Here is a 20,345-nt window from a genome sequence, read left to right as displayed (position 1 = left end):
CGAGCGGTGCGTGGACTGGCCAGCCAATTGCTAGGACTTTCCCTCGGCCCGTGGATGGGGCTCGGGATCGCCGCGTGGGGCCTGAGCGGGTGTCTCATCCCCCAGGATGAAGCCTTCCTGAGTGAAGTGCCCATCCCCCGCAACCGGCCCCCGCGGATCGTGGAGAAGCAGGTGCAACCGTCCGAGCGCATCATCCGGGGCTACGGCTCCGACTTCTGCGGTCTGGAGTTCTCCGTCATCGTCGAGGATCCGGACGTGGGTGACGTGCTCACGGCCAACTGGTTCATCGACTACGATCCCAGCCTGCCCCGGGGCGCGGACCGCGCGGTGCGGCTGGAGCCCTCGGCGGACGGCAACGTGGTGCGCGACGAGCGGGCCTACTTCCAGCCCAACTTCAACTCGGCGGCGTTCGATCGGCTCAACGTGCCCGGCGACCACATCATCGAGGTGCTCGTGGCCGACAGCGCGCTGGTGGGGCGAGACCCCCAACCCACCGTCGTCAAGCTGCCGGACGGCCAGGACTTCAGTGATCCAGGCTACACGGCGTCCTACGTGTGGTTCGTGCGGACCGAAGCGGGAACAGGATGCCTATGAACGCCCCATGGAGTGGACTCACGGCGAGTGGACTCAAGGAGTGGACCCGGGCCTGGAGCCTGGCCGGACTGGCGGTCCTCGGCCTGGGCTGCGGCATGGCCGATCCCTCCGACTACTTCATCGGGTGCCGCAGCGACGCGGAGTGCGAGGGCGGCGCGGTGTGCTTCGCCGACGGGTGTGGAGATCCCGGCAAGAACATCGTCGTGGAGGTGATCGCCGACCCCAAGGGCGGTGAGTACGCCCAGGACCTGGCCCTGCAGGAGCTGAGGGATCAACAGACCCTGGAGCTGCGGGACGCCTCGGCCCTCAAGGGCCAGGTGCGCATGCAGACCCAGCTGTCCACGGTGGGCTACTCGGCGCCCGTGGAGATGGTCATCACCGGCGAGAGCCTGCTCATCCCCGGGCGCCAGCGCCACCAGCGCAGCGAATTGGTGCCCCAGAACGGCGTCTACACGCTGCCGGTGGGCTCGGGCCGCTACACGGTGACGGTCCTGGCCGCCAACAAGAGCCTGCCGCCCGTCTCCGGCATGCGGGAGATCTCCCCGGGCCAGACCCAGAGCCTGGACTTCCTGCTGCCGGACACCCGGGACCTGCGGCTGGTGACGGGGCGGGTGCTGCGCCAGGAGGACACGCCCATGGACGTGGCGCTGGAGATCCAGGCCCTGGACGCGAACCTCGCGCCGCTCACCCAGCGCATCCCCGTCCAGCGCGATACGGGCCAGTTCATCCTCTCCGTGCCCGTCTCGGCGCTCGCCCACCAGGCCCTCCACCTGCAGGTGGTGCCCACCTCGGCGGACGTGGCGGTGCCCCTCAAGCTCTTCTCCATCGATCCACTCGCGCCCGTGACGACCCTGCTCATGGGGGACTACGGCGAGCCGGTGAAGCTCCAGGGCCGGGTGCTCGGTCCGGATCGCAAGCCGGTGGCCAAGGCCTCGGTGTACCTGTCGGGCACCGTGGGCGGGGGCGGGCAGTACCGCAGCGCGCGCGTGCAGACCCAGACGGATGGCACCTTCACCCTCACCACGCTGCCGAGCGACGCCGCCACGGGCTACACGCTGACGGTGACGCCCCCGCCGGGCTCGGCCGCCGGCGTCACGGTGAAGTCCGTCACGGTGCCGCGCGCCAGCACCCCGGCGCTCGCGGACATCGTGTGCGGCTCGCGGGTGAAGGTGATGGGCAGCCTGCTGCGGCCGAGCGGCTCCCAGCCCGCCGCGGGCGTGCGCATGCGGGTGTGGACGCTCGAGGAAGTGGAGGGCAGCCTGCGCCCCATCGTCGACTTCGACGTCGAGCGGGGCACGGACGAGAACGGCCACTTCGAGCTGTCGTTGGATCCGGGCCGCTACCGCCTGGACTTCGCGCGCACCGAGGATCTGCCCAGCGTCAGCCGCATCGTCACCATCCGCCCGCCCGGGCCGGGCACGCCCCCCGAGCAGCCCGTGGAGCTGCCCAGCTTCACCCTCTCCAAGGGCCGCCGTGTCACCGGGCAGGTCGTCCTGGCCGGCTCGCGCGGCTCCGGTGCGCCCGCGCCCAACGCCTCCGTGCGCTTCTTCCGCGTGGTGGACGTCGAGGGCAAGCGCACCTACCTGGAGCTGGCGGACACGCTGACCAAGACGGACGGCAGCTACGCCACGACCCTGCCCACGCGCTGAATGATATCCAACGGGGCATGCGCGCACCGCGAGCCCTCCGCCCCCCCGGTCCCCGAGCCCTGCCCGTGCTCGGCTCCCTCGTCGACTACACGCGGGATCCCCTGGGCTTCCTCGATGCGTGTGTGCGCGACCACGGGGACGTGGTGGGCTTCGAGCTGCTGGGCACGCCCAACTTCTTCCTCCAGCGGCCCGAGCACATCGAGCACGTGCTCGTCACCCGCAACCGCAACTACATCAAGGAGCCCTTCCAGCGCGAGCTGCTCGGGGGACGGCTGCTCGGCAAGGGCCTGGCCACCAGCGAGGGCGAGGCGTGGCTGCGGCAGCGGCGGCTGATGCAGCCCGCCTTCCACCGCCAGCGCATCGCGGGCTACGGCCAGGTGATGGCCGGGTTCGCCCGCCAACAGCTCGAGGCGTGGCGGGACGGCGAGATTCGCGACGTCAACGCGGACATGATGCGGCTGACGCTCGGCATCGCCGTGAAGACCCTGTTCGGCCTGGAGCTGCACGGCGCCGAGGAGTCCGCGGGCCCGTCCCTGGCGCGGATCATGGATCACTTCTCCCAGATGCAGGCGTTCCTCTTCCCCGAGTGGCTGCCCACGCCGGAGAACCTCCGCTTCCGGGCGGCGGTCCAGCGCCTGGACACGTTCGTCTTCAGCGTCATCCAGCAGCGGCGCGCGGCGGGCGGCGGCGCGGAGGATCTCCTGTCGCTGCTGCTCGAGGCCCGGGACGAGGACGGCCAGCGCCTGAGCGACCCGGAGGTGCGCGACGAGGTGATGACCCTGCTCATCGCGGGGCACGAGACCACGTCCCTGGCGCTCACCTTCTGTCTGCATCTGCTGGCGCACCACCCCGAGGCCGAGGCCGCGCTGCACCAGGAGTTGGACACGGTGCTCGCCGGGCGGCCGCCCGGGATGGAGGACCTGGCCGCCCTGCCCTTCACCGAGGCCGTGGTGAAGGAAGCGCTGCGGCTCTACCCGCCCGCGTGGACCCTGGGCCGCGAGGCGCTCGAGGACGACGAGATTGGCGGCTGGCACATTCCCCGGGGCGCGGTGGTGAGCGCCAACCCGTGGACGGTGCACCGCGATGCGCGCCTGTACGAGGAGCCGCTCGCCTTCCGGCCCCAGCGCTGGCGCGACGGCCTGGAGCAGCGCCTGCCGCGCTTCGCCTGGTTTCCCTTTGGCGGGGGCCCGCGGCTGTGCATCGGCGTGAGCTTCGCGATGATGGAGACGCGCCTGGTGCTGGCCACGCTCGCCCAGCGCTTCCGCTTCGAGTCCGTGCCGGGCGAGGAGACGGTGGCGCTGCTGGCCTCCATCTCCCTGCGGCCCAAGAGCGGCGTACGGGTGCGGCTGCGCGCGCGCGGCCCCAGCGCCTAACCGAGCATCGCTCCGGCCGCCAACGACAGGCACGACACGCCGATCTGGAGCCGGATCGTCTGGAAGGACAGCAGCCGGGACTCCGCGTACCGTCCCGCGAACGCTCCGTGCAGGATGCGCGCGTGGTTGGGCAGCAGCACCACCCACGCGAGGGCCGCCAGCGGCAACGTCCGCGTGACGAGTCCCGCCACGAAGAGCGCCCAGAACAGCGAGATGAAGACGAGCGCGATCCACGGCGCCTGCTCCGGCCCCACCATCACCGTGAGGGTGCGTCGCCCGCTGCGCTTGTCTCCCTCGTAGTCCACCGCGTTGGAGATGGCGATCTGCGCGGCGTAGGGAATGCCGCTCATGAGGGCCACCCACAGCGTGGCCGAGTCCAGATGGCCCCGCAGCAGCCACACCGGCAGCAGCACGGTCATCGCGGCGCCGAAGATGACCACTGGCTCACCCAGTCCCCGGTAGGACAGCTTGGTGCCCCACGAGTATTGAATCACCCCGGCCATCGTCACCATCAACAGCCCCAACGTGATCGCCGTGGGGGCGGGCGTGAGCCACACGAGCCCCGTGGCGACGAGCGCGGCCAGCAAGACGAGGGCGCCCGCGGCCATCCACGCCTCCGGCAGGGTCAGCTCGCCGGTGAGCAGGGGCTTGGAGATGTTCCGCTTCGCGGTCAGCACCTGCATCTGGTCCACGCCATCGCGAAAGCCCTCGATGTCGTCCAGGACGATCGACAGCGTGGAGCAGCACAGGCTGAACAGCAGGAAGGCCAGGCACAGTTGCAGGGGCCTCGCCCCGTGGATGTCCGCGGCCAGCAAGCCAAAGCCCATCAAGGGATACAGACCCAATTCGGGGAGATTGAGCTTGAGAAGCCGGGAATACGCGCGAAGTCGGCTAGACAGGAACATGCCGCTTACTATTGAACTCATGCTTTCGCGAGTCAAGCAGCGAACCGGCAATTTACCGTTGCGATTGGATTGTGTGCGCCATGCATCACGGGCCCGCGGAGGGCCTGGACGCCTTCGGAGAATGTCCGAGGATGCCCTCCCGATCCGCCCACACCCACCGCATTTGTCGCTTGCGGTTATGCATGGGGACGAATAGTCATGCACGCCTATGCATAAGGCGGCGATCGGCATCATTGGCGCGTCCGGCTACTCCGGCGTCGAGGCGACCCATCTCCTGGCGGCCCACGAGCGCGTGGAACTGCGCCTGGTGACGAGTGACCGGTGGAAGGGCGAGACGGTGGGCCGGCGCCTGGGCATCCAGGGTCCGGTGGGGAGCCTGGCCTACGCGCCCCAGGACAAGAGCCTGGAGCTGGCGCGCGAGTGCGAGGTGGTGCTGCTGGCCACGCCCGCCGAGACGTCGCTGGAGCTGGCGCCAGGGCTGCTCGCCGCGGGCGTGCGCGTCATCGACCTGTCGGGGGCCTTCCGGCTGCGCGACACGGCCGCCTACCCCGCCTTCTACAACTTCGCCCACTCGGCGCCCGCGCTCCTGGAGGAGGCCGTCTACGGCCTGCCGGAGCTGTCCTCGCGCGAGCGCATCGCCCAGGCGCGGCTGGTGGCCAACCCGGGCTGCTACGCCACCGCGTGCGCGCTGGCCGTGGCGCCGCTCTTGCGCGCGGGGGTGCTGGAGAAGGGCTCGGTCATCTTCGACGCCGCCTCGGGCACCACGGGCGCGGGCCGCAAGGGCTCGGAGGACCTGAGCTTCAGCGAGGTGGACGAGGACTTCCGCGCCTACCGGGTGCTGCGCCACCAGCACACCCCGGAGATCGCCCAGACGCTCGCGGGCGTGGCGGGCCACCCGGTGCCGCTCACCTTCACCGCGCACCTGTTGCCGCTCAAGCGCGGCATCCTCGTCACCGCCTACGCGCGCCTGGCCCCCGGCGCCACCGCCGCCCAGGCCCAGGCCGCCCTGCGCGAGGCCTATGCCACAAGTCCCTTCCTCTCCGTGGAGACCTCGCCGGACGCGGTGAGCCTCAAGGGCGTGGTGGGCACCAACCGCTGCGCCGTGGCGCTCGCGGTGGACGCGGGCGGGCATGATCCCGGCCGGGTGGTGGTGACGGCCGCCATCGACAACCTGGTCAAGGGCGCCGCGGGCCAGGCGGTGCAGAACCTCAACCTGATGAAGGGCTGGGCGGAGACGACGGCCCTGGCCTCGCTGCGGAGCTTCTCGCCGTGAGGGTGCCGCTCGGCTTCTCCTTCTCCGGACTGCACGCCGGCCTCAAGCCCAAGCGCAAGGACGTGGCGCTCGTCTACAGCGACACGCCCTGCGCCGCCGCCGGCTGCTTCACCGCCAACAAGGCCCGGGCCGCCCCGGTGCAGGACGCCGAGGGCCGCCTGCCCGCGGACGGCATCCGCGCGGTGCTGGTCAACTCGGGCAACGCCAACGCGCTCACCGGCGCCGCGGGCCTCGCGGCCGTGCGCACGCTGCGCGAGGAGCTGGGCCGGGTGCTCGGCGTGCCGGGCGCCGCCGTGCTCTGCGCCTCCACGGGCGTCATCGGCCACCCGTTGCCGGTGCCCATGCTGCGCGCGGTGCTCGCGCCGCTCAAGGACGCCCTGCGCCCGGAGGGCGACGCCGCCGCCGAGGCCATCATGACCACGGACACGCGACCCAAGCAGGTGTGGCGCTCGCTGTCCGTGGAGGGCCGCGAGGTGACCGTCTCCGCCATCTTCAAGGGCTCGGGGATGATGCACCCGTCGCTCGCCACGGTCATCGCCCTCATCACCACCGACTGCGCCATCTCGCCCCCAGCGCTCGCCCGGGCGCTGCGCGAGGCGGTGTCCGCCTCCTTCAACAGCCTCACGGTGGACGGGGACATGAGCCCCAACGACACCGTGTACGCCCTGGCCAACGGCCGGGCGGGCAACCCCGTCCTCTCCGAGCCGGGCCCCGCGCTCGAGGCCTTCACCGCCACGCTCGCGGAGATGTGCCAGGACATGGCGCGGGAGATCGCCGCCGACGGCGAGGGCGCCACCAAGCTCCTGGAGGTGGAGGTCACCGGAGCGCCCAGTCAAGCCATCGCGCAGGACCTGGCGCGCGCGGTGGCGGGCTCCACGCTCGTCAAGGCGGCGGTGTTCGGCGCGGATCCCAACTGGGGCCGGGTGCTGGCCACGGTGGGCGCGCGCGCCGGCACCCAGGGCTACGCGGTGGACCCCTACCCGGCCCGGGTCATCATCCAGGGCATCCGCGTCTACGAGGGTGAGCCCAAGCCCTACGAGACGGATCACCTCAAGGCGCGCATGCGCGAGCCCGAGGTGCGCATCGAGGTGCACCTCACCGCGGGCGAGGCCTCGGCCGTGGCCTGGGGGTGCGATCTCTCGTACGACTACGTGAAGATCAACGCGGACTACACCTCGCTCATCGTGTCCAAGCCGGACGGCGGCGTGGGCACGGACAACCGGCTGGCCAACTACAGCCCCGCGTTCAAGACGACCCTGCTCGTCGAGTCGCTCTCCTACATCTCCCGCTTCCGGGGCAAGCGCTGCGTCATCCGCTACGGCGGCGCCGCCATGGTGAAGGAGTCGCTCAAGCACGCCTTCTGCCGCGACATCGAGCTGCTGCGCGCCGCGGGGCTCCAGCCCATCATCGTGCACGGCGGCGGCCCGGAGCTCACCCGCACGCTGGACAAGCTGGGCCTGCGCCAGGAGGGCGCGCTCATCACCGACGCCACGGGCCTCAAGGTGGTGGAGATGGTGCTCTCCGGCTCGGTGAACTCCGAGCTCGTCACCCTGCTCAACAACATGGGCGACCGGGCCGTGGGCCTGTCCGGCAAGGACGGGGCGATGATCCGCGCGCGGCGCATGACCGGGGACGACGCGCACTCGCAGGAGCACGTGGGCGAGGTGACGCGCATCAACAGCGAGTTCCTGGAGATGCTGCTCGGCCAGGGCTACGTGCCCGTCATCTCCCCGGTGGGCCTGGGCGAGGACGGCCTCACGTACGACCTGGGCTCGGACGCGGTGGCCGCCGAGGTGGCCAAGGCGCTCAAGGCCCACAAGCTCGTCTACCTGCACGACGCGCCGGGCATCCTCGAGGGCGAGGAGCTCTTCAGCGAGCTGACGGCCACGCAGCTGCAGAAGCGCCTGGAGTCGGGGGCCTTCACGGGCAGCATGCGCACGCGCGCGCGCATGGCCATCAAGGCCATTGGCGGCGGCGTGGAGCGCGTGCACGTCATCGACGGGCGCGTGCCCCACAGCCTCATCGCCGAGCTCTTCACCGACAAGGGCGTGGGCACGCTCGTCACCGCCTGACGCACGCCGGGGGCCTGCAACGTGAGTCCAATGCGCAACAACGGGGACAAGGCGGCGCGCCAGGAGGCCATCCGGCGCATCATCCGCGCGCACGCGGTGGGCACCCAGGAGGAGCTGGGCCAGTTGCTCACGCGCGAGGGCTTCGACGTGACGCAGGCCACGCTCTCGCGCGACCTGGCGCAGCTGGGCGCCATGCGCGTGTCCCTGCCCGAGGGCGGCACCGTCTATGGCCTCGCCGACGCCCCTCCCCCCGAGGGCGAGGCCCGGCTCCTGGAGCTCGGGGAGCTCATCCTCTCGCTGGGGGACAACGAGATGCTGGTGGTGGTGCGCACCCGCCCGGGCTCCGCGCCCGTGGTGGCGTCGGCCATCGACCATGCGCGCCTGCCCGAGTGCCTGGGCACCCTCGCCGGAGACGACACCATTTTCGTGGCGCCCACCCGGGGCCACTCCACCCGCACGCTGAACCGGAAGTTGAAAGCCTTCTTCGGAAAGGAAGACTCGCCGTGACGATTGCCAAGACGGAGGCCTCTGGCGGCACTGGCCTCCACCCCGAGGTGCTGGCGTTCACCAGCTCGCTGGCGCTCGACCGCGCCCTCCTCAAGGAGGACCTGGTCGGCAGCCTCGCCCACCTCACCATGCTGTCGCGCACCCGCCTCATCCCCTCGGAGGACGCGCGCGCCCTGCGGGGCCAGCTCGTGGCCATCTGGAAGGCCGCCCAGGCGGGCACGCTCGTGCTCGCCGACGAGGAGGACGTGCACATGGCCGTGGAGGCGGAGCTCACGCGCGTGCTTGGCGAGCGCGCGGGCCTCCTGCACACGGCGCGCTCGCGCAACGATCAGGTGGCGCTCGACCTGCGCCTGCACGTGCGCGAGAAGGTGGCCCAGACGCTCGAGGCGCTGGCCACGCTCATCGACGGGCTCATCACCCGCGCCGAGGCCGAGCGCACCACGCTCCTGCCCTCCTACACCCACCGCCAGCGCGCGCAGCCCATCACCCTCGCCTACCAGCTGTGTGGCTACGCGGCCATGTTCAGCCGGGACGTGGACGCGCTGGGCTTCGTGCTGGGGGGCGCGGACGTGTTGCCCCTGGGCGTGGGCGCCATCGGTGGCACGTCGCTGCCCATCGACCGCGAGGTGACGCGCGAGCTGCTGCGCTTCTCCCGCATCACCACCAACGGCCTGGACACCGTGGGAGACCGGGACTTCGCCCTGGACTTCACCTACGCGGCCATGCGCTCGCTCTTGCACGCGAGCCGCGTGGCCACGGACTTCTTCGACTTCGCCTCGCCCGAGTTCGGCTTCGTGAAGCTGGACGGGGAGATCGCCTGCGGCTCCAGCATGATGCCGCAGAAGCGCAACCCGGACGTCTTCGAGCTGATCCGCGGCAAGGCCGGGCGCGCGGTGGGCAACCTCACCAACCTGGCGGTGCTCGTGAAGGGCCTGCCGGGCGGCTACAACCGCGACCTGCAGGAGGATCGGCAGGTGCTCTTGGAGACGGGCCCGATGCTCACGAGCGTGCTGTCCATGCTGCACCTGGCGCTCGGCAAGGTGCACTTCGACCGGGCGCGGTGCCTGGCCGCGGTGGAGTCGGACTACATGCAGGCCACGGACGTGGCCGAGGCGCTGGCGATGAAGGGCATCCCCTTCCGCACGGCGTACAAGGCCACCGGGGCGCTCGTGCGCGCGTGCCAGGAGAAGGGCCTGCCCCTGTCCCAGGTGACGCTGGAGCTGGCCCAGTCGGTGGACCCCCGCTTCGACGCGGACGTGCTCAAGAGCGCCGACCCCCGGCTCGCCGTGGAGCGCAAGGCCAACGCGGGCGGCACCGGCCCCGGCTCGGTGGAGAAGCAGTTGGTGGAGCTCAAGACCCACGCGGCGCGGGCGCGGGAGATGGCACACTCCATCCCCCGTCTCGCGTCCCTCTTCGACGCACTGCAGGAGGCAGCCCTGTGAAGCACTTCCTCACCCTCTCGGACATGACCGAGGCCGACTACCGTGCCCTCTTCGACCGCGCGCACGCCCTCAAGGCCAGCCGCAAGCGCAAGGACGTGGTGACGACGCTCGCCGGCCGCCACCTGGTGCTGGTGTTCGAGAAGGCCTCGACGCGCACGCACCTGTCCTTCGAGGCGGCCATGTACCAGCTGGGCGGCACGGTGACGACGCTGTCCTCGGCCAGCAGCCAGATCGCCCGCGGCGAGACGATCGAGGACACCTCGCGGGTCATCTCCGGCTACGCGGACTGCGTGATGTTCCGCACCTTCGGGGATGACCGGCTCAACGCCTTCGCCAAGGCCTCGACGGTGCCCGTCATCAACGGCCTGTCCGAGGGCGGCCACCCGGTGCAGATCCTCGCGGACCTGTTCACCGTGGAGGAGCGGCTGGGCGGCGTGAAGGGCAAGACGGTGGCCTTCCTGGGCGACTGCGCGAGCAACATGGGCCGCTCGTTCGTGGAGGCCACGTGCTTCTTCGGCTTCCAGCTGCGCCTGGGCTGTCCCGAGGGCTACCGCCCGGCGGCGGCGCTGCTGGCCGAGGCCGGGGGCCGCGTGCACGTGACGGCGGACCCGGTCGAGGCCGTGGCGGGCGCGGACGTGGTGGTGACGGACGTGTGGACGAGCATGGGCCAGGAGGCCGAGTCCGCCCGGCGCATGAAGGACCTGGGCGGCTTCCAGCTCGACGAGGCGCTGCTGGCCAAGGCGAAGCCCGGGGCCATCGTGCTGCACTGCCTGCCGGCGCACCGCGGCGAGGAGATCTCCGCGGGCGTGCTGGACGGCCCCCAGTCGGCCGTCTGGGACGAGGCGGAGAACCGCATGCACGTGCAGAAGGCCCTGCTGGAGAAGCTCATCCTCGGCTGAGCGGTAGGTCAGTCCGTCAAGGGAGACGAGGGCCTCACCCGTCATGACGACTGGCGTGAGGCTCTCAATCCTGCCGAGTACGTGCACTGCCTGCACGAGCAAGAGCGAAAGAGCCCTTTGACAATCCAAACGGCATCGACGGAGTCGAAGGACACAGGAAGACTGCGCTGTCCGGGTTTTTCGATGCCGTCCATGCCGAGGCCTTGCACATGGCTCTTGCTGTGCGGGCTGCTCATGGCATGTGCTTGTTCTTCCAATCGGGGTCGGCTGAGAGTCGGGGAACCGCGGACCACCCAAGACGAGGTCTGTGAGTCCACCCATGCTCCTGCACTCGTGATACGGGAAGGGCCATCGGGGTGGATGGTAGCGCATTCTCCCTTGAAGCAGCGTCCTCCCGTTCCGGTGAGTCAGGCGCGGTTCGCGCAGGCCATGAGCCGTTTGGCGGCCGAATTACCGAGAGCCCCGGCCCCAATTCTGACGAGATTGTCCCTTCATTGGGCCCCACCGGATGCACGAAAGAATCCGGACATGGTGGCGCATGACTACCAGCAATGGTGCACACAGAGGGGACGTGGCGCGGATTGCCTGTCCCTTTTGAGCATGGATTTACATCTGGACGAGGACGAGCGGACGGACATGGCTCTGATGCTCGCGTTCGAGAATCTTTGGCCAGGCGTCGAGGCGGCGGTGAAAGCCTCTATAGACCCGGATCAACTCAGGGCCGCGATCTTTACCTCGCTCTCTCTGTACCTGGGACTGCTCCTGCTTCCAGAGCCCACCTCGAAACTGATCGCGGTGTCGATGACAGGTGTTCTCCTGGCATACCTGGGGGCGGACACCCTTGTCAGTCTCGTGGAAGGGTACAGACAGCTCAAGGCCGATGCATTGAGAGCACGTAGCTTCAGCGAGCTGCGAGCCGCGGGGGAACACTACGGCCAGATCATCGGCGTCCGGGTCGGACAGGTGTTGGTCATGGTGGCGACAGCGGCAATAGGCTGGGGCAGCCAGATGACCATGAAAGGACCAGGACTGCCTGGATTCGGGTACGCGGCGCAATGGTTGAAGTCTGAAACGGGATTGAACCTGGCGCGAGTGACGAGCGAACTCAGCACGGTCCTGGTCGCTCGGCCTGGAATCACTTTAACGTTGACGGCTCCAGTGGCGTACATGGCCACGCGGGGCGTCCACGGCGATGCCGACTCGCAGTCCGGGGAAATGAACGCTCGTCCAGGTCGGCCAACGCGGACCGAGGAATGGCGAAAGCCGAGGTTGACGGAAGACGGTTATGTTCTTCCGTACAAGGGAACCCGCAGTCCACCGGACCCCATCGTCAATCTGGGTCGGAATCGGGCAGGCAAGACTCTCACGAACGGCAAGGACACCGTCCGTTTCGATGAAGACGGCTTCGCGGAGTTCCAGACCCGTTTTGAAACACTCCTCGATAACAGCCATATCGGAAGCAGTCGTGCGGACATGCACTTCCGAGCCGCCAACAAACAACTCCACGAGGCGCTCCAGGTCGATTCTGGGTTGGCGAGGCGCTTGGGGTTGTCCTTGGAAGAAGTCGCTTCGCTCCCCACGAGCCGGAAGCCGCCCCCTGGATACACCTGGCATCACCACCAAGATGTTGGCCGGATGCAACTCATCACCGACAGTGCTCATGACCTCGCGAAGCCACATACTGGGGGCATGGCCATCTGGGGTGGCGGTTACTGACACGTACCAGGAGACACGAATGGCCGATATCCGCTGGGAGAATTTCGTCTGGAAGGATTCGCGCCCCCTTTCGCCTTCCGAGCTGGAGCCTCTCGAGAAGACATGGGGAATCACATTGCCCGAGGAGTACAAGCGGGTCATCGTTTCTCATCAGGGGCAGGCTCCTTGCCCTTGTGTTTTCAGGGTGGGCCGAGGCGCCAACGTCTTCGCTGTTCTATTGACAATCACCCATGAGGCGGAGCGCGCGAGTTACTCCATTCGCGAGTCCTACAATCTTCTCCGCCCTCATGTCGCCCCGGGACTTTATCCGTTTGGAAAGACGTCCGGCGGCGAGTACCTGTGTTTCGACTACAACAACTCCAGTTCGACCCCTGGAGTTGTTTTGGTGACGGTGGACATGACCGTTCATCCCGTCGCCAGGAGTTTCGAGGAACTCCTGGCGGGGTTACACGACGACTGAGGCAGGGCGCGTGGGAGTCCTACCTGGGTGCGGTGCCCTAGCGCCGCGTCTTGGGCGGAGCGCCCTTGCCGCCGCGCGGGTGGCTCGGCCGCTCGGGCAGCGTGACGGCGGCGCCGTCCAGGGTGGCCTCGCCGCACTCGGGCCCGAAGCTCAGGACATGCGTCCCGTCCGCGCCCTCGCGCTGGATGGAGCCCGCGATGGGCCAGGCGCACGTGGAGGGCGGCACCCGCACCACGCCCGTCAGGGTCACCGTCGTGCTCGCGCCATCCTCCTGGGTGAGCGTCAACGTGCCCTGGCTCGTGTGCGTGTCCGTCTCGCCCGTGCCATCGAACGCCACCTGGAGGCTGCCCGTCACGTGGTGGCTGTCCACCACGGTGCCCTCGGCATCCGTCCGGGTGCGCGTGGTGTCGAAGGTGCTCGTGCGCGAGCGGAGGTCGTCACCCCGCGCGCCCTCGGTCACGGTGGAGACGGTGCCGGAGTGCACCGTGGTGGTGCCATCCGCGCGGGTGTGCTGGAGGGCGTGGACGGAGTCGCGCTGGATACGCAGCCGCGGCGAGTCACCGCATTCGCCGATCGGCTCCTCCGTGGTGGTGACGTTGAGCGAGCCCGAGGATGTCACCGCCGAGGCTTCCTTTGGGCCCTTCTCGCCCCGGTCGCCTCGGGCCTCGCCGCCCTTGCCCGGGGGCTTGCCGGGGCCGCCCCGGCCCTTGGTGACGGCGCAGTCGCTCCAGGCGAACTGCTCGGAGGCCGGGAACTCCTGTCCGCACACCGTGCCCACGGTCGTCTCGGGCGTCGTGTCGCACTGGCTCGCCTCGCCCCTCCAGGAGTGGGGCCGGATCGCGGACGCCGCGCGCAGGGCCTCCGCCAGGGGAATCTCGGTGTCCTGCGCGTCGGCGACCACCTCCGCGGCCGTCACCGTGAGATCCGTCGCGGCGTCCTCCGCCGTCGTTCCCTCACTGCAACCCGCCGCCAGCAACGCCAGGGTGATGAATCGGGCCTTGAGCTTCATGTCGAGCACTCCTCAATGGACAGACACGCCACATCACGACGCCATCCGGGCCCTGACGCCGTATGCCCAAACTAGGGAGTGATTCTTAAGAACCTCTGACGTCCGTGCGCGCCGTCCGTTATGGGCCCCAACCATCGAGCCCGCCCGCGCCGTGCACGGGACGCTCGGCATGCAAAATTCCGCGATACACGTTATTCCGTTATTTCAGGGAATCATTGTTTACTTGGTTCTCGTGGATTGATAGACAGACGGCCGCCTCGTTGTCCTTTCCTCCTGGAGCGAACGTATGTCTCGCAAGCTGTTGGCGTCCCTGACGACCCTGACTCTCGTGGGCTGTGGCGGTGCGGCTTCCAACCCGGTCAACTCGTCCACCGAGCTCGACACGTTCGAGGGTGCCAGCATGGTCGCCCAGGCGCATCAGGCGCTGCGGGGCAAGATCCAGCAGGGCGAGGAGTTCGTGGCGCGCGGGGTCATCGTGGATGACAACGGTGACACCCACGTGCGCTTCGACAGGACCTACCAGGGCCTGCGGGTGCTCGGCGGGGACTTCGTCTCGCACCAGGACGCCCAGGGCAGCCTGCGCGCCCTGTCCAGCGCCAGCACGGAGAGCCTGGCGGGGCTGAGCGTGACGCCCCTGCTCGACCCCGCCGCCGCCGCGGACCTGGCCGAGCGCGTCTTCCAGGGCGTGCGCAATGGCGCGGCGGCCTCGGTGGAACTGGTCATCTTCGCGCGCGAGGGCAAGCCCACGCCCGCCTTCGAGGTGGTGCTCGAGGGGACCAAGGCGGACGGCACGCCGAGCGCGCTGCACGTGGTGGTGCACGCGCTGACGGGCGCGGTGCTCGAGACGTCCGACGAGATCGAGACCGCCGCCGCCAACGGCACGGGCAACTCGCTCTACGTGGGCGCGGTGTCCATCGCGATCAACAGCACCTCGTCGGGCTACGAGCTGCGGGATCCCTCGCGCGGCAAGGGCTTCTACACACTCGACATGGGCGGCTCGCAGAGCGGCGGCGGCATCTTCACCAGCACCACCAGCTCCTTCGGCAACGGCACGAGCACGAGCGCGGCCTCGGCGGGCGTGGATGCCCACTACGGCATCCAGAAGACGTATGACTATTTCAAGAACGTCCATGGCCGCAACGGCATCGACGGCGCGGGGGGCACGGGCTTCAACCGCGTGCACTACGGCAGCAAGTACAACAACGCCTTCTGGACCGACAGCTGCTTCTGCATGACGTATGGCGATGGCGACGGCACGACGTTCTCCCCGCTGACGGCCATCGACGTGGCGGGCCACGAGATGACCCACGGCGTGACGAGTCGCACCGCGCGCCTCGTGTACTCGGGTGAGTCCGGCGGCCTCAACGAGGCGACGAGCGACATCTTCGGCTCCATGGTGGAGTTCTACGCCGCCAGCGCGAGCGACCCCGGCGACTACCTCATCGGCGAGAAGATCTACACGCCCAAGACGTCCGGGGATGCGCTGCGCTACATGGCCAACCCCAGCAAGGACGGCAAGTCGGCCAACTGCTGGAGCAGCGCCGTGGCGGGGCTGGACGTGCACCACTCCAGCGGCGTGGGCAACCACTTCTTCTACCTGCTGGCCGAGGGCTCCTCGGGGAGCTCCACCTGCAACAACACCACGCTCACCGGCATCGGCCGCTCGGCGGCGGAGAAGATCTGGTACCGCGCCCTCACCACGTACATGACGTCCAGCACCAAGTACGCCGGGGCCCGCACCGCCACGCTCAGCGCGGCCAAGGATCTCTTCGGCGATGGCAGCGCCCAGCACAAGGCGGTGGCCGCCGCTTGGTCCGGCGTCAGCGTGAACTGAGCTTTTCTCCAGGGGTGGAGGGGGCCGGTGTCCTCGCGGGAGAGGCGCCGGCCCTTTTTTTGTTTCCCGCCCCCGTGGCATGACGGGACGCATGAGCCCTGAACGGCCGGTGCTGCACTTCATCGCGGGCAAGGTGGCCTCGGGAAAGACCACGCTCGCGCGGCGGCTCGCCCGGGAGCTGCCCGCGGTGCACCTGTGCGAGGACCAGTGGATTGCCCTGCTGGGCGGCGAGGTGCGGACGCTGCGCGACTACGTGCGCCAGTCCTACCGCTGCCGCAAGCTGATGGGGCCGCACGCGCGGGAGATCCTCCGCGTGGGGACGTCCCTGGTGCTCGATTTCGCCGGGAACACGCCGCACGACCGCGCCTGGGTGCGCGGCCTCTTCGCCCCCCTGGGCGCCGCGCACGTGCTGCACGTGATCGACGCCCCGGAGGCGCTGTGCCTCGAGCGGCTGCGCCAGCGCAACGCCGAGCGCCCCGAGGGCCGCTTCTGGTTCGAGGTGGACGAGGCCGTCCTGTTCGAGGCGGCCCGGTACTACGTGCCCCCCACGGAGGCGGAGGGCTTCCGCGTCGTGCACCATGACGCGGAGACGCTTCGGGGCGAGCGGTAGCTCAGCGGCGCGAGCGCCGTCCCGCGATCTCCAGGCGCTGGAAGCGGGGCAGCACGTGCAGCAGGTCTTCCCGGCCCGCGTCATCGGCGAGCTCCTGACCGCCTCGGGGCAGGAACGCCTCGAGGCCGGAGACGAGGGCGGCGTGCAGCTCGGCGGCGTCGACCGGCCCCACGACGCGTCCCTGGCCGCGAAGCTCGAGGGCCCCGTGCCGGACGCGCTGGAAGAACACCTCGAACGACGAGGCCACCGCGGTGAAGTGACCGCCCGCCTGGCGTGTCGTCAGGACGCCCTCCACCGCGCCCAGGAGCGTGGCGAGCGACGGCCCCATCATCATGGCCCGCCGCGACTCGCCCCGCGTGGTGCACTCACCGCCGGGCCCGGAGAAGGTCATGTGGCCCAACTCGAGGCCCGAGCGCTCCGGCCCTTCCCGCGCGCCCACCCATTCACACTGAAACGAGAACATGGCTTCCTCCACCACGGGCTCCGCTGGACGGGCTCGCCGGTGGAATCCTGACAGGGATGGGCAGGCAGGCAGGCCGCCCTTTTCCTTCGTCGGTTTCGGAACAACCCAACCGCCGGATGCTGCTTGCTGGCAGGCGGAGGTCTGACCACCTTTGGCTCAATGGGCCGGTATTCCTCAACCTGGGCGGTGTTGATGGCCGCGTCACTCTGGGCGGGTTCGTCCAGGGCCCAGGATCTGGAGCTCCACCGCTCGCTTGCCCCCCCAGCGGAGAAGAAGGAAGCGGAGGTTCAGCGTCCGGTCGCTCCCCCTGTGAGCATGTTGGAGCGGCCGGCGTTCGAGGAGTTGCTCTTCGCCTTCACGGATTCGAACCGCGGCTTCTCGGGAGGCTTCACCGCGCCCTCGCTCGCCCTCGCCGTGCGCGCGAGGGCCTGGGCCTTCATTCCGGCGGGAGGTCACGAGCAACGGGATGGCTTGAACACGCTCGCGCAGCCCGCCCGGGACGTGACCCTGTCGGACATCCCGGCGGGACGGCACATCGCCTCCTTGTTGGAGCTGGGCCCCGAGGGCGAGCAGGTCCGGGTGCGCGACCTGGGGCCCCGGCTGAGCCACGCGGACAGCCCGCTGCAGCGCGGCCTCACCTCGGCGCTCGAGTACCTGCACGTGTCCAAGCGCACGGCGATCATCTCCGCGAGCGTGGCGGCGCTCGGCCTGCTCTACCAGTACGGCACCGCGCCGGTGACGGGCCTGGGCATTCCCACCCTGGTCAACACCAGCATGTTCAAGGGCCGCTTGAAGATGTCCTTCCAGCTGCACTCCGAGCCCCGGTTCCAGAACGCCCGTGGCGACATCGCGGTCCGCGTGCGGCTGCCGGAGCTGTCCTTGCGGTATGCATCGGTCAACCAGATCGAGGTGGGCGGCGCGGCCACGCGCACGGCCGAGGGCGTGCTGCTCGACACGCGCTGGGCGAACCTGCGCGGCCGGGTGTCCTGGCTGGAATTGTGCGTCGGCATTCACTCCAGCCGGGCCGAGCCGCATGTGTGGACGGTGCTGGAGACGGGCGTGCAGCGCGATCGCTTCAGTGTGCGCACCGTGCTCAGCCGCCAGTGGGAGACGGCGCGCTCGCACCTGCAGGCCACCGCCACGCTGCGCACGGGCCCGGTGCTGTCGGGACTGTTCGTCGGCGCGCAGGAGAACAAACGGCACACCTTCGGCGTGGTGGGCATGGGCGCCTTCTGAAAAAACCCGGCCTCTCCGTGCGGTTTGGCTACGCTGCCGCGCCATCACCACGGCACGAGGGAGCCACGGAATGGACGCACGCAGGGGGAATCAGCAGCTCGCCGGGAAGGACATTCACGACCGGGTCGAGGCGCTGCTCGCGCGGATGACGCTCGAGGAGAAGGCGGGACAGCTCGCGCAGTACTCCGTGGGAACGCCCACGGGCCCCGGCACCGGCCGCGATGACTACGACACGCTGGTGCGCGCGGGCGCGGCGGGCTCGCTGCTCAACGTGGTGGGCGCCCGGGAGACCAACCGCTACCAGCGCCTGGCCGTCGAGGAGAGCCGCCTCAAGATTCCCCTGCTGTTCGGCTTCGATGTGATTCACGGCCACCGCACCACCCTGCCCATTCCCCTGGCCATGGCCGCGAGCTTCGATCCCGCCCTGGTGGAGCGCGCCATCCGGCTGTCGGCGGAGGAGGCCGCGGCGGACGGTCTGCGCTGGGCCTTCTCGCCCATGGTGGACATCGCGCGGGACGCGCGCTGGGGCCGCGTGTCCGAGAGCGCGGGCGAGGACACCTTCCTCGGGGTCGCCATGGCGCGGGCCTATGTGCGCGGCTATCAGGGCGAGTCCCTGTCGAAGCCCACGTCGGTGGCCGCCAGCGTGAAGCACTTCGCCGCCTATGGCGGCGCGGAGGCGGGCCGCGAGTACAACACCGTGGACATGTCCGACGCGAGCCTGCGACAGGTGTACCTGCCGCCCTTCCAGGCCACCGTGGACGAGGGTGCCGCCACCTTCATGAGCGCCTTCAACACGCTCAACGGCATGCCCGCCACCGCCAACGCCTACCTGATGACCGACCTCCTGCGGAAGGAGTGGGGCTTCAACGGCTTCGTGGTGAGCGATTGGGGCGCCGTGGGCGAGCTGAAAAACCACGGCGTCGCCCTGGATGGCCCGTCCGCCGCGCACAAGGCGCTGGCCGCCGGCGTGGAGATGGACATGGAGGCCCACCTCTACGGGCCCGAGGTGCCCCGGCTCGTGCGCGAGGGGCGGCTCGACGGGGCCGTGGTGGACGAGGCCGTGCGCCGGGTGCTGCGCGTGAAGTTCGCGCTCGGGCTGTTCGAGCACCCGTACGCGGACGAGCAGGCGCCCGCCTACGTGGCGACGCCGGAGAAGCGGGAGCTGGCGCGCAAGACCGCCGAGGCCACCTGTGTGCTGCTGGAGAACCCGGACGGCGTGCTCCCCCTGCCCGCCTCGGGCCGGACGATCGCCCTGGTGGGGCCGCTGGCGGACGCGCCCGCCGACATGCTCGGCGCGTGGATCGCCAAGGGCGAGGCCCGGGACGCGGTGACGCTGCGGGCCGCCTTCGAGCAGCGGGTGAAGAACGGCGCGGGCACCCTGCGCTACGCGAAGGGTACGGACGTGGTGTCGGCGGACACCTCGGGCTTCCAGGAGGCCGTGGCGGCCGCGGCCGCATCGGACGTGGTGATCGCCGCGCTGGGTGAGGACGCCACCATGAGCGGCGAGGCCGCGTCCCGCACGCGCCTGGACCTGCCCGGCAACCAGCTCCAGCTGCTCGCGGCCCTGGCGGCGACGGGCAAGCCCGTGGTCCTCGTGGTCTTCTCCGGCCGCGCGCTGGCGCTCACCGAGGCCCGGGTGCATGCGAAGGCCATCGTCCAGGCGTGGCAGCCCGGCATCGAGGCTGGCAACGCCCTGGCCAACCTGCTCTGGGGCGACGTGAACTTCAGCGCCCGGCTCCCCGTCACCTTCCCGCGCAGCCTCGGCCAGGTGCCCCTCTACTACAACCACCTCAACACCGGACGCCCGGCGAACCAGACGGACCTCACGCGGCCGCCCGCCAACCCGGCGGAGAAGTACGTGTCGCGCTACATCGACGAGCGCAACACGCCGCTCTACCCCTTCGGCCACGGGCTCTCGTACACCACCTTCGACTTCACCCCACCCGCGCCGAGCGCCTCGTCGCTCCGGGCGAGCGCGCTCCAGGCGGGGAACGCGGACGTGCTGCGCGTGAAGGCCCGGGTGGGCAACACGGGCCGGGTGCCCGGCACGGCGGTGGCGCAGCTCTACCTGCGGGTCCTCGGCGCGAGCCTCGCGCAGCCCGTGCGCCAGCTCGTGGGCTTCCAGCGTGTCCCGCTCGCGCCGGGCGAGTCGCGCGAGGTGGAGTTCACCCTGGGCTTCGAGCAGCTCTCCTTCATCAACGCCCGCTCCGAGCGCGTGGTGGAGCCGGGCACCCGCTATGACTTCTGGGTGGGGGACAGCGCCGAGGCCACCCAGCAGGCGTCACTCACGCTGGAGTAGCCGC

17 protein-coding genes are annotated in these 20,345 nt (G+C 69.9%); 14 read left to right on the top strand and 3 right to left on the bottom strand.

Annotated features, from left to right (window positions below):
* Positions 1–54 precede the first annotated feature (54 nt).
* Genes I3V78_RS20595 through I3V78_RS20585 form a run of 3 tightly spaced genes read left to right on the top strand, consistent with a single transcriptional unit; the run spans position 55 to position 3,616 of the window.
* Positions 55–594 (top strand): hypothetical protein, encoded by a 540-nt coding sequence (locus I3V78_RS20595; RefSeq protein WP_204490166.1) that lies wholly within the window; start codon positions 55–57, stop codon positions 592–594.
* A complete protein-coding gene (locus tag I3V78_RS20590) occupies positions 591–2,243 on the top strand; it encodes a carboxypeptidase-like regulatory domain-containing protein (RefSeq protein WP_204490165.1) in 1,653 nt (550 codons plus the stop codon). Before I3V78_RS20595 ends, I3V78_RS20590 begins: the two co-directional genes overlap by 4 nt.
* Positions 2,244–2,260: 17 nt before the next feature.
* Positions 2,261–3,616 carry a cytochrome P450 gene (locus I3V78_RS20585; protein ID WP_204490164.1) on the top strand — a complete coding sequence of 452 codons (1,356 nt, stop codon included), beginning with the start codon at positions 2,261–2,263 and terminating at the stop codon, positions 3,614–3,616.
* Here I3V78_RS20585 and I3V78_RS20580 read toward each other — a convergent pair.
* A complete protein-coding gene (locus tag I3V78_RS20580) occupies positions 3,613–4,443 on the bottom strand; it encodes a prenyltransferase (protein ID WP_204490163.1) in 831 nt (276 codons plus the stop codon). The two genes, I3V78_RS20585 and I3V78_RS20580, sit on opposite strands and share 4 nt — an antisense overlap.
* 286 nt (positions 4,444–4,729) lie before the next feature.
* Between I3V78_RS20580 and argC the strand changes: the two genes are divergently transcribed.
* From argC to I3V78_RS20545, 7 genes are all read left to right on the top strand, one after another.
* A complete protein-coding gene (gene argC, locus I3V78_RS20575; RefSeq protein WP_204490162.1) occupies positions 4,730–5,794 on the top strand; it encodes an N-acetyl-gamma-glutamyl-phosphate reductase in 1,065 nt (354 codons plus the stop codon).
* On the top strand, positions 5,791–7,866 hold the full coding sequence (argJ, locus tag I3V78_RS20570) for a bifunctional glutamate N-acetyltransferase/amino-acid acetyltransferase ArgJ (RefSeq protein WP_204490161.1): 2,076 nt from the start codon (positions 5,791–5,793) through the stop codon (positions 7,864–7,866). The genes argC and argJ overlap by 4 nt, the downstream gene beginning before the upstream one ends.
* A gap of 30 nt (positions 7,867–7,896) precedes the next feature.
* Positions 7,897–8,373, top strand: a complete 477-nt coding sequence (gene argR / locus I3V78_RS20565) for an arginine repressor (protein WP_204496725.1) — start codon at positions 7,897–7,899, stop codon at positions 8,371–8,373.
* A complete protein-coding gene (gene argH / locus I3V78_RS20560) occupies positions 8,370–9,815 on the top strand; it encodes an argininosuccinate lyase (protein ID WP_204490160.1) in 1,446 nt (481 codons plus the stop codon). Before argR ends, argH begins: the two co-directional genes overlap by 4 nt.
* Positions 9,812–10,714, top strand: a complete 903-nt coding sequence (gene argF, locus I3V78_RS20555; RefSeq protein ID WP_338023686.1) for an ornithine carbamoyltransferase — start codon at positions 9,812–9,814, stop codon at positions 10,712–10,714. Before argH ends, argF begins: the two co-directional genes overlap by 4 nt.
* Before the next feature lie 333 nt (positions 10,715–11,047).
* The gene (sitA5, locus tag I3V78_RS20550) at positions 11,048–12,430 is read left to right on the top strand and encodes a SitA5 family polymorphic toxin (protein WP_476756490.1); all 1,383 of its coding nucleotides are present in this window, start codon (positions 11,048–11,050) and stop codon (positions 12,428–12,430) included.
* A 19-nt stretch (positions 12,431–12,449) separates the two neighbouring features.
* A complete protein-coding gene (locus tag I3V78_RS20545; RefSeq protein ID WP_204490158.1) occupies positions 12,450–12,890 on the top strand; it encodes an SMI1/KNR4 family protein in 441 nt (146 codons plus the stop codon).
* 37 nt (positions 12,891–12,927) lie between these two features.
* Here the strand turns inward: I3V78_RS20545 and I3V78_RS20540 are convergent, their stop codons facing one another.
* The gene (locus tag I3V78_RS20540; protein ID WP_204490157.1) at positions 12,928–13,899 is read right to left on the bottom strand and encodes a hypothetical protein; all 972 of its coding nucleotides are present in this window, start codon (positions 13,897–13,899) and stop codon (positions 12,928–12,930) included.
* Between the two features lie 286 nt (positions 13,900–14,185).
* Here I3V78_RS20540 and I3V78_RS20535 point away from each other — a divergent pair, with 286 nt between their 5' ends.
* Positions 14,186–15,733 (top strand): M4 family metallopeptidase, encoded by a 1,548-nt coding sequence (locus I3V78_RS20535; RefSeq protein WP_204490156.1) that lies wholly within the window; start codon positions 14,186–14,188, stop codon positions 15,731–15,733.
* A 91-nt stretch (positions 15,734–15,824) separates the two neighbouring features.
* Positions 15,825–16,343, top strand: coding sequence for a P-loop nucleotide/nucleoside kinase family protein (locus I3V78_RS20530; RefSeq protein WP_204490155.1), 519 nt, complete (start codon positions 15,825–15,827; stop codon positions 16,341–16,343).
* 1 nt (position 16,344) lies between these two features.
* Here the strand turns inward: I3V78_RS20530 and I3V78_RS20525 are convergent, their stop codons facing one another.
* Positions 16,345–16,806, bottom strand: a complete 462-nt coding sequence (locus tag I3V78_RS20525) for a hypothetical protein (RefSeq protein WP_204490154.1) — start codon at positions 16,804–16,806, stop codon at positions 16,345–16,347.
* A gap of 315 nt (positions 16,807–17,121) precedes the next feature.
* Here I3V78_RS20525 and I3V78_RS20520 point away from each other — a divergent pair, with 315 nt between their 5' ends.
* On the top strand, positions 17,122–18,042 hold the full coding sequence (locus tag I3V78_RS20520) for a hypothetical protein (RefSeq protein WP_204490153.1): 921 nt from the start codon (positions 17,122–17,124) through the stop codon (positions 18,040–18,042).
* A 70-nt stretch (positions 18,043–18,112) separates the two neighbouring features.
* On the top strand, positions 18,113–20,341 hold the full coding sequence (locus I3V78_RS20515; protein WP_204490152.1) for a glycoside hydrolase family 3 N-terminal domain-containing protein: 2,229 nt from the start codon (positions 18,113–18,115) through the stop codon (positions 20,339–20,341).
* The last annotated feature ends 4 nt before the right edge of the window (positions 20,342–20,345 follow it).

Origin of the sequence: Archangium primigenium (assembly GCF_016904885.1) — a bacterium.
Taxonomy (GTDB): Bacteria; Myxococcota; Myxococcia; order Myxococcales; family Myxococcaceae; genus Cystobacter; species Cystobacter primigenius.
The sequence above is the reverse complement of the archived record's forward strand: the minus strand, read 5'-3'. Positions and strand labels throughout refer to the sequence as shown.